Source organism: Maledivibacter sp., from assembly GCA_025210375.1.
GTDB lineage: Bacteria > Bacillota > Clostridia > Peptostreptococcales > Caminicellaceae > JAOASB01.
Genome location: JAOASB010000029.1, coordinates 126,839 through 142,985, shown reverse-complemented (window position 1 = coordinate 142,985; position 16,147 = coordinate 126,839). Strand labels below are relative to the sequence as shown.

General features: G+C 33.7%; 14 protein-coding genes. 12 read left to right on the top strand and 2 right to left on the bottom strand.

Going from position 1 to position 16,147, the window contains the following annotated elements:
- Positions 1–267: 267 nt before the first annotated feature.
- The 6 genes from thrC (at position 268) to nrdG (ending at position 8,756) form a co-directional block, all read left to right on the top strand.
- Positions 268–1,758 carry a threonine synthase gene (gene thrC, locus N4A68_10230; protein MCT4564669.1) on the top strand — a complete coding sequence of 497 codons (1,491 nt, stop codon included), beginning with the start codon at positions 268–270 and terminating at the stop codon, positions 1,756–1,758.
- Between the two features lie 9 nt (positions 1,759–1,767).
- Positions 1,768–2,652 (top strand): homoserine kinase, encoded by an 885-nt coding sequence (gene thrB, locus N4A68_10225; GenBank protein ID MCT4564668.1) that lies wholly within the window; start codon positions 1,768–1,770, stop codon positions 2,650–2,652.
- A gap of 73 nt (positions 2,653–2,725) precedes the next feature.
- A complete protein-coding gene (locus N4A68_10220) occupies positions 2,726–3,484 on the top strand; it encodes a gamma-glutamyl-gamma-aminobutyrate hydrolase family protein (GenBank protein MCT4564667.1) in 759 nt (252 codons plus the stop codon).
- 83 nt (positions 3,485–3,567) lie between these two features.
- The gene (locus N4A68_10215; protein ID MCT4564666.1) at positions 3,568–5,250 is read left to right on the top strand and encodes a peptide ABC transporter substrate-binding protein; all 1,683 of its coding nucleotides are present in this window, start codon (positions 3,568–3,570) and stop codon (positions 5,248–5,250) included.
- 570 nt (positions 5,251–5,820) lie between these two features.
- Positions 5,821–8,187 (top strand): anaerobic ribonucleoside triphosphate reductase, encoded by a 2,367-nt coding sequence (locus N4A68_10210; GenBank protein ID MCT4564665.1) that lies wholly within the window; start codon positions 5,821–5,823, stop codon positions 8,185–8,187.
- A 17-nt stretch (positions 8,188–8,204) separates the two neighbouring features.
- Positions 8,205–8,756 (top strand): anaerobic ribonucleoside-triphosphate reductase activating protein, encoded by a 552-nt coding sequence (gene nrdG / locus N4A68_10205; protein ID MCT4564664.1) that lies wholly within the window; start codon positions 8,205–8,207, stop codon positions 8,754–8,756.
- 68 nt (positions 8,757–8,824) lie between these two features.
- On the opposite strand, the gene N4A68_10200 is transcribed toward nrdG, so the two are convergent.
- Positions 8,825–9,613, bottom strand: coding sequence for an inositol monophosphatase (locus N4A68_10200; GenBank protein MCT4564663.1), 789 nt, complete (start codon positions 9,611–9,613; stop codon positions 8,825–8,827).
- Between the two features lie 347 nt (positions 9,614–9,960).
- Between N4A68_10200 and N4A68_10195 the strand changes: the two genes are divergently transcribed.
- From N4A68_10195 to N4A68_10175, 5 genes are all read left to right on the top strand, one after another.
- A complete protein-coding gene (locus N4A68_10195; GenBank protein ID MCT4564662.1) occupies positions 9,961–10,314 on the top strand; it encodes a hypothetical protein in 354 nt (117 codons plus the stop codon).
- 70 nt (positions 10,315–10,384) lie between these two features.
- The gene (locus N4A68_10190) at positions 10,385–10,915 is read left to right on the top strand and encodes a hypothetical protein (GenBank protein ID MCT4564661.1); all 531 of its coding nucleotides are present in this window, start codon (positions 10,385–10,387) and stop codon (positions 10,913–10,915) included.
- A 2-nt stretch (positions 10,916–10,917) separates the two neighbouring features.
- Positions 10,918–11,910: a flotillin-like protein FloA gene (floA, locus tag N4A68_10185; protein ID MCT4564660.1), complete on the top strand. Its 993-nt coding sequence runs from the start codon at positions 10,918–10,920 to the stop codon at positions 11,908–11,910.
- Between the two features lie 13 nt (positions 11,911–11,923).
- Positions 11,924–12,103 carry a hypothetical protein gene (locus N4A68_10180; protein MCT4564659.1) on the top strand — a complete coding sequence of 60 codons (180 nt, stop codon included), beginning with the start codon at positions 11,924–11,926 and terminating at the stop codon, positions 12,101–12,103.
- 92 nt (positions 12,104–12,195) lie between these two features.
- A complete protein-coding gene (locus N4A68_10175; protein ID MCT4564658.1) occupies positions 12,196–12,933 on the top strand; it encodes a DUF2161 family putative PD-(D/E)XK-type phosphodiesterase in 738 nt (245 codons plus the stop codon).
- A 49-nt stretch (positions 12,934–12,982) separates the two neighbouring features.
- Here the strand turns inward: N4A68_10175 and N4A68_10170 are convergent, their stop codons facing one another.
- Entirely contained in the window at positions 12,983–13,501 is a 519-nt protein-coding gene (locus N4A68_10170; protein ID MCT4564657.1) for a QueT transporter family protein, read from the bottom strand.
- Positions 13,502–14,325: 824 nt separating this feature from the next.
- On the opposite strand from N4A68_10170, the gene N4A68_10165 reads away from it, so the two are divergent.
- On the top strand, positions 14,326–16,035 hold the full coding sequence (locus tag N4A68_10165) for a DEAD/DEAH box helicase (protein ID MCT4564656.1): 1,710 nt from the start codon (positions 14,326–14,328) through the stop codon (positions 16,033–16,035).
- Positions 16,036–16,147: the final 112 nt, after the last annotated feature.

Sequence of the window (16,147 nt, the reverse complement as noted above, 5' to 3'; positions counted from 1 at the left end):
TAGGGATATGCACTTCCTTTGTTCTTGAGCAGATTTTTCTTTGATAAATGACCTTAAATAGAACCGTAAGGAATAAATATCCTTTCGGTTTTATTAATATTCAAAATAATGATTTTAAAATTTGTAGCTTATGACATGGAACTTGTAACTTTAAGAGGAACTGTGAATAAAATTGTTTGAATATAAATGACATTTGTTGTTGTATCATTTACAAATATGTTGTAAAATATAACAAGTTACATTTATTTAATAACTTGAGGTGATGAAATGACGGCTTGTTTCTATAAAAGTACTAGAGATAAAGGTATGAAGATTATGTCTTCACAAGCTATAATCAAGGGTTTAGCCCATGATGGAGGGTTATATGTTCCTATAGAATTTCCTAGGGTTGAAAAGTCATTTGAAGAGTTAATGGAAATGGATTATAGGGAATTAGCATTCTATATAATGAAAAAGTATTTTACAGATTTTGATGATGATGAGTTACTGGAATGTATAGATAAAGCTTATGATGAAAAATTTCAAGAAAAGGATATTGTTCCATTAGTGGAAAAGCAAGGAGTACATTTTCTAGAACTGTTTCATGGTGCTACTCTAGCATTTAAGGATATGGCTCTTTCTATACTTCCCCATCTGTTGAAGACGGCTAGTAAAAAATTAAATATTACGAAGGAAATAGTAATACTAACAGCTACTTCAGGGGATACAGGAAAAGCAGCCCTTGAAGGATTTGCCGATGTGGAAGGAACAAGGATCATAGTGTTCTATCCTCAGGATGGAGTAAGTGAGATACAAAAGAGACAAATGGTAACCCAGGGGGGAGAAAACACCTTTGTAGTGGGTATAGAAGGGAATTTCGATGATGCCCAAAGAGGTGTTAAGGAAGTTTTTGGTGACAAGGACTTTAATGAAGAAATAAATAAAGCTGGATATATGTTTTCTTCGGCAAACTCTATAAATATAGGAAGATTGGTACCACAGATAGTTTATTATTTTTATGGCTATTTGAACCTACTTAGAGAAAAAAAGATATCAAAAAATGAAAGCATAAATGTGGTTGTACCCACTGGAAATTTTGGGAATATTTTAGCTGCTTATTATGCTCAAAAAATGGGATTGCCAGTGAATAAATTCATCTGTGCATCTAATGAAAATAATGTCCTATATGATTTCATAAACACAGGAATATACGACATAAGAAGAAAATTTAAGAAAACTGCTTCACCGTCTATGGATATACTTATTTCAAGTAATTTAGAGAGGTTTATTTATGAACTAAGTGGACACGATGATGAATTAATTAGTGATTTAATGATGAAGCTTAAGGAAAATGGAATATATGAAATATCCCATGGAATGAAGGAAGGACTTAAGGACTTTTATGGCGGCTACATAGATGATGAAAAGACCTATGGGGCCATAAAAGAGGTTTATGATAAAGCTGATTATCTTATGGATACCCATACGGCTGTGGCCTACGCTGTATATAAGGGATATAAGAAGGAGACGGGTGATGAAACAAAGACTATAATAGCTTCTACGGCGAGCCCATATAAGTTTACTAGAAGTGTAATGGAATCAATAGGCAAGCCATTAGACAATCAAAGTGACTTTGAGCTTGTTAAAGAAATTTCAAAGATCACTGGTCTGGCTATACCAAAGGGAATAAAGGGTTTAGAAAACAAAGAAGTCATTCATGATAAAAGATGCAGGAAAGAAGAAATCAAAACAGTTATATGTGACATACTAAGGAAATAGGTGATCTAAATGATAAAAGTAAGAGTACCAGCAACAAGTGCCAACATAGGGCCGGGCTTTGATTGTCTTGGGGTGGCCTTGAACCTGTATAATACATTTTACTTTGAAGAAATTGAAAGGGGATTGGTCATAGAAGGATGCTGTCAAGAATTCTCCAATGAAGATAATTTGATATATGTCTCTATGATGAAGTGCTTTGAAAAATTGGGATACAAGCCTAGGGGAATTAGAATAGTAATCGAAGATGATATTCCTGTATCGAGGGGACTAGGTAGTAGTGCGGCATGTATAGTAGGAGGCGTAATTGGGGCCAATGAGATTGCGGGCGGTGTTTTATCCCAAAAAGAGATTCTAAATCTTGCAACTGAGATTGAAGGACATCCCGATAACGTGGCTCCTGCTCTTCTTGGAGGTATGACTGTAGCCATACAAGATGGTAATAATATACACTATAGCAAAGTAAATGTAGCAAGAGGCTTGAAATTTTATGCAATGATTCCAGATTTTAAACTTTCTACTAAGGAATCAAGAAGCGTTTTGCCTAAACAAATTCCCTACAAGGATGGGGTGTTTAATGTAGGTAGAGTTTCCTTACTTATAACGGCCTTAACCAATGGAGAGTTTCATCTCTTAAAAGTCTCTTGTGATGATAAGTTACATCAAATATATAGAGGAAAGCTTATAAATGGGTTTGATAGAATAAAGGACAAATGTGAAGACCTAGGTTCATTGGCAATGTTTTTAAGTGGGGCAGGACCTACTTTAATGGCTTTGACTGATGACAGCAATTCAGAGTTTTATGCTGACATTGAAAAATTCTTAAGTACTTTAAATAATAAATGGGAAGTAAAATCTTTAAATATTGATCTTGGGGGAGCTAAGGTATTAAGTTAATACTAGTAGCATTAGAAAAAACGATGGCAAGGATCATGACATAATTCTCATAGGGCAATAGGGGGGATATTAAATGCAGCCTTTAATTGGGGTTACAACTTATTTTGTAATGGATAGGGAATTGGATGACAAAAGATGTAGAGGTAGAAATGGTCAAGATATGTTAATGTCAACAATGGACTATTCTAGATGCATTAAGGATGCAGGAGGGGTACCATTAGCAATACCAGTCATAAATGATGAAAAATATATCTCGCAGTTAGTTGAAAGCCTAGAGGGTATCCTGTTTACAGGAGGCTCCGATATTTATCCCTATTTATATGGGCAATCAATAAAGAAGGGGCTTGGAAAAATAGTATCAGAGAGAGATGAATTTGAAATCAAACTATTGAAAAAAGCATTAGATATGGATAAGCCAGTTTTAGGGATATGTAGAGGACTTCAATTGATTAATGTATTTTTTGGTGGGACAATATATCAAGATATATATCAATCAAATATAACTAAGCAAGAGCATATGGGATTAATGCTTCCTAAGTATGGCAAGTGCCATAGGGTAACAATAAAGGAAGAAAGTAGTCTATATGAAGCCTTTGGAGAAAAAACTATAGATGTTAACAGCTTACATCATCAAGCTATTGAGCTGTTGGGAGAAGGTCTTATAGAGACTGCTTGGTCTGATGATGGCATAATAGAAGGTATTGAGCATGGTGACTATACATGTTTAATAGGAGTGCAATGGCATCCTGAAATGATGGTTGATGTATATAGTGAACATAAAAATATATTTCAGCTATTCATTAATAAAATACTATTGAATAGGCAGAAATAAACTTTTTATAAAAATAGGGCTAAATTATTTTCAGCAGTTTCACAGCTGTTGATTATATAAATAAATTAATAGGGGGAAATACATTGAAGAAACAATTAATAGCTATATCTCTAGTTTTTGTATTGATTCTAAGCTTGTTTACTGGATGTTCATCTAAGGGAAAAGAGGCAAGCCTAGACGATACTAGTAAGGAAACTACTAAAGAACCAGAAGAAAAAACAGATTCCCAAGAAAGCAAAGAAGAGATGGTATTGAATTTTTGTTTACCAGATGAGCCAAGAACCCTTGATCCTACTTTGAATTCCCAGGCAGTAGCAGGGAATATTATAAACAATATTTATGAAGGTTTAATGCGAGAAGTAGATGGAAAACTAGTTCCTGCCATAGCAGAAAACTATGAAGTAAGCGATGATGGTTTAAAGTATACGTTTCACTTAAAGGACACAAAATGGTCTGATGGAAAGCCACTTACTGCCAATGATTTTAAATATACTTGGTTAAGGGCTCTGGATCCCGAAACCGCTTCAGATTATGCTATGCTATTGTTTTACATCAAGGGTGGACATGAATTCTTTAGTGGAGAAGGTAAAAGGGAAGATGTAGCAATTAATGCCATTGATAATTTAACCTTAGAAGTTGAATTGCAATCACCTACACCATACTTTTTAAACCTTACTTCCTTCTATACTTATCTACCAGTAAGACAGGATATAGTTGAAAAGGATCCTGAAGGTTGGGCTACCAATACGGATATACTTGTAACCAATGGACCTTTTAAGCTTACTAAATATGCCAGTGGAGATACCTTTGTTTTAGAGAAAAATGAAAATTACTGGAATATGGATAAAGTAAAACTAGATAGAATTAATGCAAATATTCTAGTAAATGAATCTACGGCATTAATGGCATATCAATCCGGTGATATTGATATAATGAGTAATATTCCAACTCAAGAAATTCCTATATTAAGTAGTGAAAGTGATGAGTTTTATATTAAGCCTAAAATAGGAACATATTTCTATGTATTCAATAACAGCAAAGCTCCAACCAATGATGTGAATGTTAGAAAAGCTCTTAACCTAGCAATCGATAGAAAACAAATATGTGAGAATGTGACAAAGGGTGCTGAAGTACCTGCTACTACATATGTGCCACCTGGATTAAAGGATACAAGAGGAAATGAATTCTCTTCAATGGGGGATTATGGTGTTAAAGTAGAGGCAGATGTTGAAAAAGCAAAGGAATATTTAGCTAAAGCCGGATTCCCAAATGGGGAAGGTTTTCCTCAAATAGAAATTTTATATAATACATCGGAAACCCATAAAATTATAGCAGAGGCTATTCAAGAAATGTGGAAGAAAAACTTGAATATAGAAGTAACCATAACTAATCAGGAATGGCCTGTTTTTGCTAGTTCTAGGAGGTATGGAGAATATACAGGAGCGGCTAGATTCGGATGGTTTGTGGACTATGCCGATGCCATGTCAATGCTAGAAATTTTAGAAGGACAGGATACAAATAATTCAGCTCAATGGATGGACGAAGAATACAACAATCTTCTTCTTAATGCAAGGAATGAAAATGATCCTGAGAAAAGAGACGAAGCACTATATGCTGCTGAAAAAATACTATTTGATCAACAGGTCATTATGCCAATTTTCTATTATACAGATAAGTTTTTAGTTAATAAGCGAGTTGTAGACTGGCAAAAAGAGTCTTTAGGAAACTGGTTCTTTGGATATACATATATAGACAATTCTAAATAATTAAAATATCAATGGGTATTAGAGATAAACAGCTTCAAGGTTGAATAGATTTCAAAGAAAAAATGTAGAAGTGTTCATTATTTTCTTTGAAATTTATTTTAAATGTTAATGTTGTTTATCTATATAGATTTCCTAAAGCTAAACTTAATTTATACATCTCAAAATATCCAATGTTTCTAGGGATTTTTGATGTGTATAAATTAACTGTTTAACTGGAATATCTATAATTATAAAAATATATATTAGTTATAAATAAACAATAAGAAATGTGGTGAAAAAGCGTGTAGACACGCTTTTTTGCTTTTTATGGTTGCAACTAATATAAAAATGAGAGGATTATGGAGGAAAAAAGAGATATATGAAAAATAGAGTGAAATTACTGTGGATTATGGGTCTTTTTTCTTATTGAGATTTGGATTTTGTTTTGATAAAATTTAAGTAACAAATAGCAAATGACATAAATTTATTGGCCCTTTTTTTAGCGTAGAGGGTATTTTTTGTTGCTTGCCGTCCTATATATAGTATATATAGATATGATGTACACAATATATAGAAGAAAGGAAGAATTATATGAGCGAAAAGATTAAGAAGAGGGATGGAAGAATAATTAACTTCATTCCAGAAAAAATTACTGCTGCCATTTATAAAGCCGCAAAGGTTATTGCTGAAAATGAGGGAATAGATGCGTCCTATGATAAAGCAGAAAGATTAACTGAAAAAGCAGTAGCTCTTCTAAATAAAGAATATGGAAATGAAATTCCAACAGTGGAGCAGGTACAGGATTCAGTTGTTAAGGTTCTAATAGAAAATGGGCATGCAAAAACAAGTCAAGAATACATAATTTATAGAGCGGAAAGAACAAGAATTAGAGAAACAAAAACCAGACTTATGAAAACCATTGAAACAATTACATTAAAGGATGCTACGGAGAGTGATACAAAGAGAGAAAATGCCAATATTGATGGGAATACTGCTATGGGAACCATGCTTCAATATGGAAGCACTGTTTCTAAAGAGTTTTGTAAATCACATATGTTAAAGCCGGATCATGCCTTTGCCCATGATAATGGAGATATACATATTCACGACTTAGATTTTTTAAATATGGGGACATTGACATGTACTCAAATAGATATATTAAAGCTTTTTAAAAATGGATTTTCAACTGGACATGGTTTCTTAAGAGAACCCCAAGATATTATGAGCTATGCTGCACTAGCAGCTATAGCTATACAGTCAAATCAAAATGATCAGCATGGTGGACAAAGTATACCAACCTTTGATTTTGGTTTGGCACCTGGAGTGAAGAAGACCTATAAGAAGCTTTATGCTCGGAACATGATGAAGGCTTTATCATTTAATCTTGATTTGGATGATAAAGAAGCAAAGGATATAGCTGATGAAATAATTGAAAAATGTGAAAAATCCTCGGGTGAGGAATTAAGACTTAAGGAAAATGAAAAATATAATACTGAAGAAATAGCTATCTTAAGGGATAGATTAAAAATAAATGATGAAGAGGCCTTAAAAATACAAAAGTTCACTAAAAAACATACATATAAAGAGACCGATAGAAGAACTTATCAAGCCATGGAGGCCTTTATACATAATTTAAACACTATGCATTCAAGGGCAGGGGCCCAAGTGCCATTCAGCAGTGTTAACTTTGGTACAGATACATCTGAAGAGGGTAGAATGGTTATAAAGAATCTACTTCTTGCTACAGAAGCTGGCCTTGGTAATGGAGAAACTCCTATATTCCCAATACTAATATTTAAGGTTAAAGAAGGGGTAAATTATAACGAAGGAGATATTAACTACGATTTATTTAAACTGGGTTGTAGAGTTTCAGCAAAAAGATTATTCCCTAACTTTAGTTTTATAGATGCTCCATTTAATGCTCAATACTATGTTCCCGGACGACCAGAAACCGAAGCAACCTACATGGGCTGTAGAACTAGAGTTGTTGGAAATGTATACGATGAATCGAGAGAGATAGTTACTGGAAGGGGTAATATTTCTTTCTCATCAATAAACTTACCAAGACTTGGAATAAAATATGGTTGTTCTACTAATGATACCCCGGATATTGAAGGATTTTTCAATGATCTGGATTCTAAGGTAGACTTATTGATAGATCAGCTTATTGAAAGATTACAGGTACAGCAAACTAAAAAGGTTAAAAACTTTCCATTCCTTATGGGGCAAGGTGTCTGGATTGATTCAGACAAATTATCTTGGGAAGATAGCTTAAGCGAGATAATAAAACATGGAACTTTAACTGTAGGATTTATAGGACTGGCAGAATGTTTAAAGGCTCTAATAGGTAAGCACCACGGAGAAAGTAAAGAAGCACAGGAAATGGGACTTAGGATAGTTAAGTTTATGAAGGATAAGCTAGATGCTACTTCACAAAAATATAAGCTTAATTTCTCATTAATTGCAACTCCTGCTGAAGGATTGTCAGGGAGATTTACAAGACTCGATAAGGAGCAGTTTGGAGAAATAGAAGGGATTAATAGCAGAGACTATTATACTAATTCCTTTCACGTTCCTGTTTATCATGAAATTAGTGCATTCGATAAGATAAGATTAGAAGCTCCTTATCATGAGCTGACTAATGCAGGACATATTACATATATTGAACTTGATGGAAATCCTTCCGATAATCTTGAGGCCTTTGAAACGGTTGTAAGGGCAATGCATGAAGCGGGTATAGGCTATGGTAGTATAAATCATCCAGTGGATAGAGATCCAGTTTGTGGATACAATGGAGTTATACATAATGTTTGCCCGGGTTGTGGAAGAACTGAAGCCGATGGAATAAAATTTGAGAGAATTAGAAGAATTACTGGATATCTAGTTGGTACTATAGATAGATTTAATGATGCTAAGCTTGCGGAGGTTAAGGATAGAAGAAAACATGGAATGAGATAGTAAGGAGATGTGTTTTTATGCTTATTAGGCTATCACATGGGATCACAAGGGATAGCATTGTAGACGGCCCAGGGCTTAGGGCTGTAATCTGGACTCAGGGCTGTAGGCATAATTGTAGGGGGTGTCATAATCCTGGTACCCATGATTTTAATGGTGGATTTTTAATGGATACTGAAGATATCATTAAAGAACTTAAGGAATTGAAGCTCCATAGGGGAGTTACATTTTCTGGAGGAGATCCCTTTGAGCAGCCCGAAGAATGTTTTGAAATAGCATGTGCTGCCAAAAAGATGGGATTAGATATATGGTGCTATACAGGTTATACCTTTGAGGAACTATTAAATAAACGAGGTAAAATGTATAGGGACGGATGGATTGAATTTTTGAAGCAAATAGATGTTCTTATAGATGGTCGTTTTGTACTTGAAAAAAAGAATTTGTTACTTAAGTTCAGGGGTTCAGAAAATCAGAGAATACTTGATATGAAAAAATCCTTGAGATATAGAGTGCCTGTGCTTCTAGAAGAGTACTATGGTTCAAAAACTGAAGAAATAGCTTTGGCTAAATAAATAAAGCCCCTTGATAATCTTTTTTATCAAGGGGCTTTTTACCATATAGAAGTATTCATAAAATTGATTTATAATAGATTATCAATATATTCTATTTCATTAATGAGTTTTTGACAAATATTTTCATTGCCAGCTAATAAGGAAATGCCTCTTTTATCCTTAAGATAGACTATCTTTCCACCCGCTTCTTTTATGATGAGTTCACCGGCTGCTATATCCCAGGGGCTTAGGTTGATTTCCCAAAAACCATCAAGGCTTCCTGCGGCTACATTAGCTAAATCATAGGCTGCCGCTCCCATCCTTCGAAGCCCCCTTACTTTAGGAACAAAATGGGCAAAATAATTGGCATTATTATCTTTGTGTATAGCTCTATCATAGGGAAAGCCAGTTCCTAAAACACATTTGCTTAAATCCTTTTTATTACCCACAAAGATATCCTCTCCATTTAGATATGCACCTTTACCCTTAACAGCTTCAAACAGCTGATCAACCAGGGGAGCATATACAACCCCTAGCATAGTTTCTTCTTTATATTTCAGTGCTATTGATATGGCAAATATAGGTAATCCTTGGGCGAAATTTGTTGTACCGTCAAGGGGATCGACAATCCACAAATAATCGGAATCTACATGGTCTTGACCAGATTCTTCAGATAGGACTCCATGGAGAGGATAGTTTTCCTTTATACAATTCAATATATGTTTTTCCGAAAGCTCATCCACTTCTGTTACTAAATCTATACCCGTTGATTTAGTATTTATTAATAAATTACTGCTTTTAAAATATTCTTTTTGAATATCTCCAACCTCTCTAGCCCATTTTTTCACTCTTTCCAAAGCTAAACTCAAATCAAGCATTTTACTCCTCCTAACCTATAGTTCAATTATATATAATAGTATAGCATTCCTAGTATATAAAATGAAAAATTTAATAGGAACAAAGGTATTTATTAATGATATGTAGAAAATATAAATACTAGAGGAAATTGCATATGGGGATATCATCCTTAATTTGAATATTTAAGATATAGCATATTTGGTGGTATAGCTTTGGGGATTTTAAAACTCTATATAGTAGATGACTTTTATAGAAGGTAATTATGCAATTTGCCCACTGGATAATGTGACATAAATGGGGTTAATGAGATTATGAAGAAAAAATAAATTTAAATATTAATTTTCATTATGTACTAGGAGGAGGTTATATGGGTAGAATAATCAAAAGGTCTTTGGGAATGATTATTTTTGCTGGAATAGAAGCTTACTTCTATTTTAAGTATAAACCAAAGGACTTAGAAATGTTTTTTATGATTTGGGGATTAATTGCCATGGCATTTCTTCTTTATAATATTTTTAATGTTAAATGTGATTTGTCAATGATGTCTTTAGGTACTAAAAATTCTTTACCCCATTTTACGGGATCTTTTCTAGAAAAAATATATGCTAAAGACAGGAAAACAACAAGAAATCATGGCAGAATACGAGATCCCATAAATCTTATATATCTATTATTGGTTATAGTAAATATTATAGGATATACGATTGTAATGCCCAAATAATTGTAATAAACTATGGCTTTAGACTATATAGTTATTAATGGATTTAATGGTGAAAGGAGGGGAATAGTATATGGTATTTGCTGAGCTGGTTGATGGTTTAGGTCTTTTGTCGGCAATTTTCTTTGGGCTAGGATTAGTTCTTACCTTAATAGAGGTGTATGCCCCGGGGTTTGGTATATGGGGAATAGCAGGCATAACATGTTTTATAATAGGGATCATAGTAACGGCGGATACATTACTAGAAGCATTGCTTTTGATGATGATCCTTCTAGCTATTTTAGGTATAATATTTACAGTTATTCTACATTCTATTAGCAAAGGCAAGCTTCCAAAGAGCATGGTTTTAGAGACATCCATGAAAAAAGAAGACGGATATATAAGCACCAATGACATGCAGTATTTTTTGAAGAAACAGGGTATTTCATTGACTATATTAAGACCAGCTGGTACAGTGGATTTTGATGGAGTTAAGCTTGATGTTGTATCGGAAGGGGAATTCATTTCTAAGGGGACAAAGGTTGAAGTTATAAAGGTAGAGGGTAGACGTATAGTTGTACGCAAAGTCAAGGAAAAACAAAATATAAATCCTGGGGAGGAATAATTATGACCGCTATTTTTCCAACAATTATAATTATAGCAGTTATTGTAGTACTATTGGCTATGTTCTTTAGTTTTGTGCCATTGGGGCTATGGATATCAGCATTAGCATCAAATGTAAAGGTTAGTATTTTTACTTTGATAGGAATGAAGCTCAGAAGAGTAAAACCAGATAGAATTATAAAACCTCTTATAAAAGGAAGAAAGGCAGGATTAAATATATCAAGTGATCAATTAGAGGCACATTATTTGGCTGGTGGTAACGTAGATAGTGTTATTAATGCTTTAATTGCAGCGGAAAGGGCAAATATTAGTTTGGAATTTGAAAAAGCTACTGCTATAGATTTAGCAGGACGTAATGTTTTTGAAGCTGTTCAGATGAGTGTTAAGCCAAAGGTTATTGAGACCCCAATTGTAGTAGCAATTGCAAAAAATGGAATAGAGTTGAAGGCTAAGGCTAGGGTAACTGTAAGGGCAGATATCGATAGACTTGTGGGTGGTGCCGGTGAAGAAACCATAATTGCCCGTGTAGGTGAAGGTATTGTAACTACAGTTGGATCTGTTGAGACCCACAAGGCAGTCTTAGAAAATCCAGATCTTATTTCCAAAAATGTCTTAGAGAAAGGGTTAGACTCAGGAACTGCCTTTGAAATATTATCAATTGATATTGCAGATGTAGATGTGGGAAGAAATGTTGGAGCCAAGCTTCAAACCGATCAAGCTGAGGCTGATAAGCGAATAGCCCAAGCTAAGGCGGAGGTTAGAAGGGCAATGGCTATAGCTAAGGAACAGGAAATGGTAGCAGCTGTTCAAGAAATGAAGGCTAAGGTTGTAGAAGCCGAAGCGGAAGTACCAAAGGCTATGGCTACAGCCCTAAGAGAAGGGAAATTAGGAGTTATGGACTATTATAATATGAAAAATGTAGTAGCAGATACAAGTATGAGGGAAGCCATTTCAAATATGAATAATGAAGATAATATAGATATGCAGGATGAATAGGAGCTGATATCCTATGAATGAAAAAAAGAAAGAAAATAAAATTCTTCAAGGTAAAATAGGCATGACATCAATAAAAAGAAATAAAGTAAGTTCTAAAAAGAAAGGGATTCTTTCTTTTACACCGGACAAAGTACTTGCAGGAATTATCTATTCAGAAATTTTAGGAAAGCCTAAGGGTCGTAGGGGTTCATGATAAGAAGTTTACAGAACTTGAGAAATTATTTGGTTTATAATAAAATCATAGTAAAGAATATGATCTGGGATTAGGTATGTTTTGGAGGACTAATGACTAATAAAATTTTAAATAATATACTAGAGAAGGATTTGTATGATCCCATCAATAACTATCTAAGTAATCAAGGTTATGAGGTTCAAAGCGAAGTTAAGGACTGCGATATTGTCGGGGTTAAGGCAGAAGAAATAATAATAATTGAGCTTAAGAGGAGCATTAATTTAAAACTTCTCATACAAGCGACAAAACGGCAAAGGATAACTAATGGAGTGTATGTAGCCATACCTAGACCAAAGGGCTTTAAAAGAAATAAACATTGGAGGGATACATGCAATCTATTAAAGAGACTAGAACTTGGACTTATCATGGTTTCATTTCTAGAAACTACTACAGAGGTTGAGATAGTCTTTCATCCATCCGCTTATAAATATAAAAAGAGTAATAGGATGAAGGAAAGTATTATTAGAGAAATTAATGGACGTTCCGGTAGCTATAATGTAGGAGGAACAGTTAGAGAAAAGGTCATGACTGCCTATAGAGAAAATGCAATACATATAGCCTGCTGCTTGGAAAAGCATGGAGAGCTTTCACCTAAAAAACTAAGAGAACTTGGTACAAGTGCTAAAACTCAAAGTATTCTTTCTAAAAATTTCTATGGATGGTTTGAAAAAGTTGATAGGGGAATATATGGGCTTCATCCACAGGGGAAGAAGGCATTGGATAATTATAGTGAAACGGCTAATTATTATAAAAAATTGTTAGGTGAGAACAAAGAAGCCCTAAGTGAATAATATAATAAAAGCCTTAACATCATTGCTTTTGTGTTAAGGCTTTTATTTACTATTTAATGTCTTTACTTAATCGAAGAATATTAACGAAATTTTCTCTGGTAAGAATATTTCTAAATACTACTACACCTACAATGCTGACTACAACAAATTCACCTAGGGCTACATATGCTGCAGATGCCCAGAAAGGCAGTTTAAGTACATAATTTAGCATCCAGCCAACTATTAGTCCATTAAATATTACAGGCCATAGGCCAGCTAGGATTAATGCTTTAAAACTATTACCACAAGCTTTTCGAGTTTGATAAATTGCTATAACTGATAATAGAGTAGCAAAGGAACCAGCAAAAACATCGATAGGACCTAATGGGCTACCCAGATTGGCCAAAATACATCCAAGTACAAGTCCAGGTATATAAAGTGGATCTATAAAAGCTAATAATACCAGTACTTCTGAAAGACGAAACTGAAGCTCGCCATAGCTAATAGGAGCTAAAGCTATGGTGATTGCCGCATAGATAGCAGCGACAATTGCGGTTTTTACTAAAGTGTTAATTGAAATGTTTTTCATTAAAAAAACTCCCTTCAACATATTTCTATGTTTCCCGGAGCCACTTAAGAGACAAAAATAAAACATTTTGCTCTTGTTTTTTTTGAAGTGGGTACCAAGAAAACACTTATCAATTATTCATTATAGCATATGATTATAGTTTGTAAAGTATTAAATTTTTACAAAGGGAAAAAATAAATATGATCAAGATTAATAAAAAAAAATAGTAAAAGTATAAAATAAATAGTATAATAGAAAAAGTTGTTTTATTTAAGCAGCAATATAAATTAAGAGCTTAATAAATGAAAAAGAGCGTAAATGAGATTAAATGCAATAAATTCTTGCATTATGTGTATAGAATCGTAATAAATCTTTTGTATTTTTATTGATAGATGCGATTTATACATATAAAAATTTGAACAAAATCTTTGATTGATAGACTTGGATTTAGATTTTGGCCCAATACATTGTGGAAATTATAGATAAAGGTCCTATGATGAATAATTTCCTATGTATTTTGAGAGAACTAAGCCTTACTCAATAAAAAATTTAAAATCGTAAAATTTTATTGCCATAAATCACCCATGATTTAGGGAAGATTTTTTTATTGTATTTAGCAAGTTTTCTATACGAAATTGTTCAAAAGCATTTCCTTATCTTTTTCATTTATTTCTAGTATAGTCATGCTACACTAAAACTTAAGATAAATTTTACTGAAATAATGAATGCTTCTACATTTTTTAGTGAAAATTATTAATCTTTAAAGTAGCATTACTATAACTATGTGAAGATTAATAATCACATATGAGTAGAAAAGCAAAATACTAAGAAAAGGAATGATTAATATGGATAAGATTAGATTTGAGGAACTTAATTGTTCGCAGGAAATTAAAAGAGCGGTAAAGGATATGGGGTTTGAAGAAGCTACTCCCATACAAACATTGGCAATACCATTGGTTTTAGAAGGAAAAGATGTGGTTGGACAAGCACAAACGGGAACGGGAAAAACAGCGGCCTTTGGAATACCGGCTATAGACATGGTGGATGCTAAAAAAAAGGCAACCCAAGCACTAATACTTTGTCCTACTAGGGAGTTGGCTGTTCAGGTGGCAGAGGAGTTAGCAAAAATAGCAAGGTACAAAAGGGGTATTAGGACTCTGCCGGTGTTTGGTGGACAGCCTATTGATAGACAGATTAAGGGACTTAGAAATGGAGCGCAGATTGTGATTGGTACTCCAGGTAGAGTTATGGACCATATGAGAAGGGGAACTTTGAAATTAGAAAATCTTAAAATGATGATACTAGATGAAGCCGATGAAATGCTTAATATGGGATTTAGAGAGGATATTGAAACTATACTGGAAAGTATAGGTGAGGATAGACAAACACTTTTATTCTCGGCAACAATGCCTAAGGTAATAATGGAAATAATACATAAATATCAACAAAATCCTGAGGTGGTAAAGGTAGTTCATAAGGAACTTACTACTCCAAATATTGATCAGCTATACCTTGAGGTTAAGGAAAAGGATAAGCTTGAAGCATTGACTAGACTTATAGATATGTATAGCCCTAAGCTGTCTTTAGTATTCTGTAATACAAAAAGAAAAGTTGACGAGGTTACAGACCTTCTACAGTCTAGGGGTTATGCTAGTGATAAAATTCATGGGGATATGAAGCAGTCCCTAAGAATAAATGTTATGAATAAATTTAAACGAGGCGATATTGAAGTTTTAGTTGCTACTGATGTTGCCGCTAGAGGATTGGATATTGACGATGTGGAATCCGTATTCAATTTCGACATGCCTACCCACGAGGAATACTATGTTCACCGAATAGGAAGAACAGGACGTGCAGGAAGAACTGGAAGTGCATTTACTTTTGTAACTGGAAGAGACTTTTATTTGTTAAGAAACGTTATGAAATATACAAAAAAGAAAATCAAGAAGCATCCTATACCTACTATTAGTGATATAGAAACCATAAAAACAAGTATTTTCTTAGAAAAAATTAAGAAGAAAATTAATGAAGGTAAGCTTGAAAAATACATAAAAGTATTAGAAGACTTAATAGAAAATGATTTTTCTTCTATTGAAATTGCAGCAGCTCTTCTTAAAATGGAACTGGAAATGAAGGATGCAAAGGAAATAGATACTAGACCGGAAAAGAAATACAATAGAAAGGGTTCCGACAGAAGCAACCGTGGCAATAAAAGAACTGGTGCCGAAGAAGGCATGGTTAGAATGTTTATAAACATTGGTAAGGATAAAAAAATAAGACCACAGGATGTAGTTGGGGCAATAGCTGGAGAAACTAGTATTTCTGGTAAAAATATAGGGGGTATAGATATCTTTGAAAATTATACCTTTGTAGAAATTCCTGAGGAATATGCGGATGAAGTTCTTTCCATAATGAGTAAAAATACTATTAAGGGTAATCAGATAAATATTGAACCTGCGAAGGGGACTAAATCAAAGGGGAATAAAAAGAAAAAAAGCATGGATAAAAAACCTTCTAGGGAAAAAAATAGAAAAGCAAAAGTTAAAAGAAAATAAGTCTAAAAAATGACAGGCTTTTACAAAGCCTAAGGCACAGGGTTAGTTTACTAAACCTGTGCCTTTTAAGTACATTGAAGAAGAACTTTAGGATCATTAAAATCCATGGAGT

Coding starts and splice junctions, on each gene's coding strand:
- N4A68_10195 (MCT4564662.1), top strand. CDS start 9,961: ATGGGTAGAATAATCAAAAGGTCTTTGGGAATGATTATTTTTGCTGGA.
- thrC (MCT4564669.1), top strand. CDS start 268: ATGACGGCTTGTTTCTATAAAAGTACTAGAGATAAAGGTATGAAGATT.
- N4A68_10210 (MCT4564665.1), top strand. CDS start 5,821: ATGAGCGAAAAGATTAAGAAGAGGGATGGAAGAATAATTAACTTCATT.
- N4A68_10170 (MCT4564657.1), bottom strand. CDS start 13,501: ATGAAAAACATTTCAATTAACACTTTAGTAAAAACCGCAATTGTCGCT.
- N4A68_10180 (MCT4564659.1), top strand. CDS start 11,924: ATGAATGAAAAAAAGAAAGAAAATAAAATTCTTCAAGGTAAAATAGGC.
- N4A68_10200 (MCT4564663.1), bottom strand. CDS start 9,613: ATGCTTGATTTGAGTTTAGCTTTGGAAAGAGTGAAAAAATGGGCTAGA.
- floA (MCT4564660.1), top strand. CDS start 10,918: ATGACCGCTATTTTTCCAACAATTATAATTATAGCAGTTATTGTAGTA.
- N4A68_10190 (MCT4564661.1), top strand. CDS start 10,385: ATGGTATTTGCTGAGCTGGTTGATGGTTTAGGTCTTTTGTCGGCAATT.
- thrB (MCT4564668.1), top strand. CDS start 1,768: ATGATAAAAGTAAGAGTACCAGCAACAAGTGCCAACATAGGGCCGGGC.
- N4A68_10175 (MCT4564658.1), top strand. CDS start 12,196: ATGACTAATAAAATTTTAAATAATATACTAGAGAAGGATTTGTATGAT.
- nrdG (MCT4564664.1), top strand. CDS start 8,205: ATGCTTATTAGGCTATCACATGGGATCACAAGGGATAGCATTGTAGAC.
- N4A68_10220 (MCT4564667.1), top strand. CDS start 2,726: ATGCAGCCTTTAATTGGGGTTACAACTTATTTTGTAATGGATAGGGAA.
- N4A68_10165 (MCT4564656.1), top strand. CDS start 14,326: ATGGATAAGATTAGATTTGAGGAACTTAATTGTTCGCAGGAAATTAAA.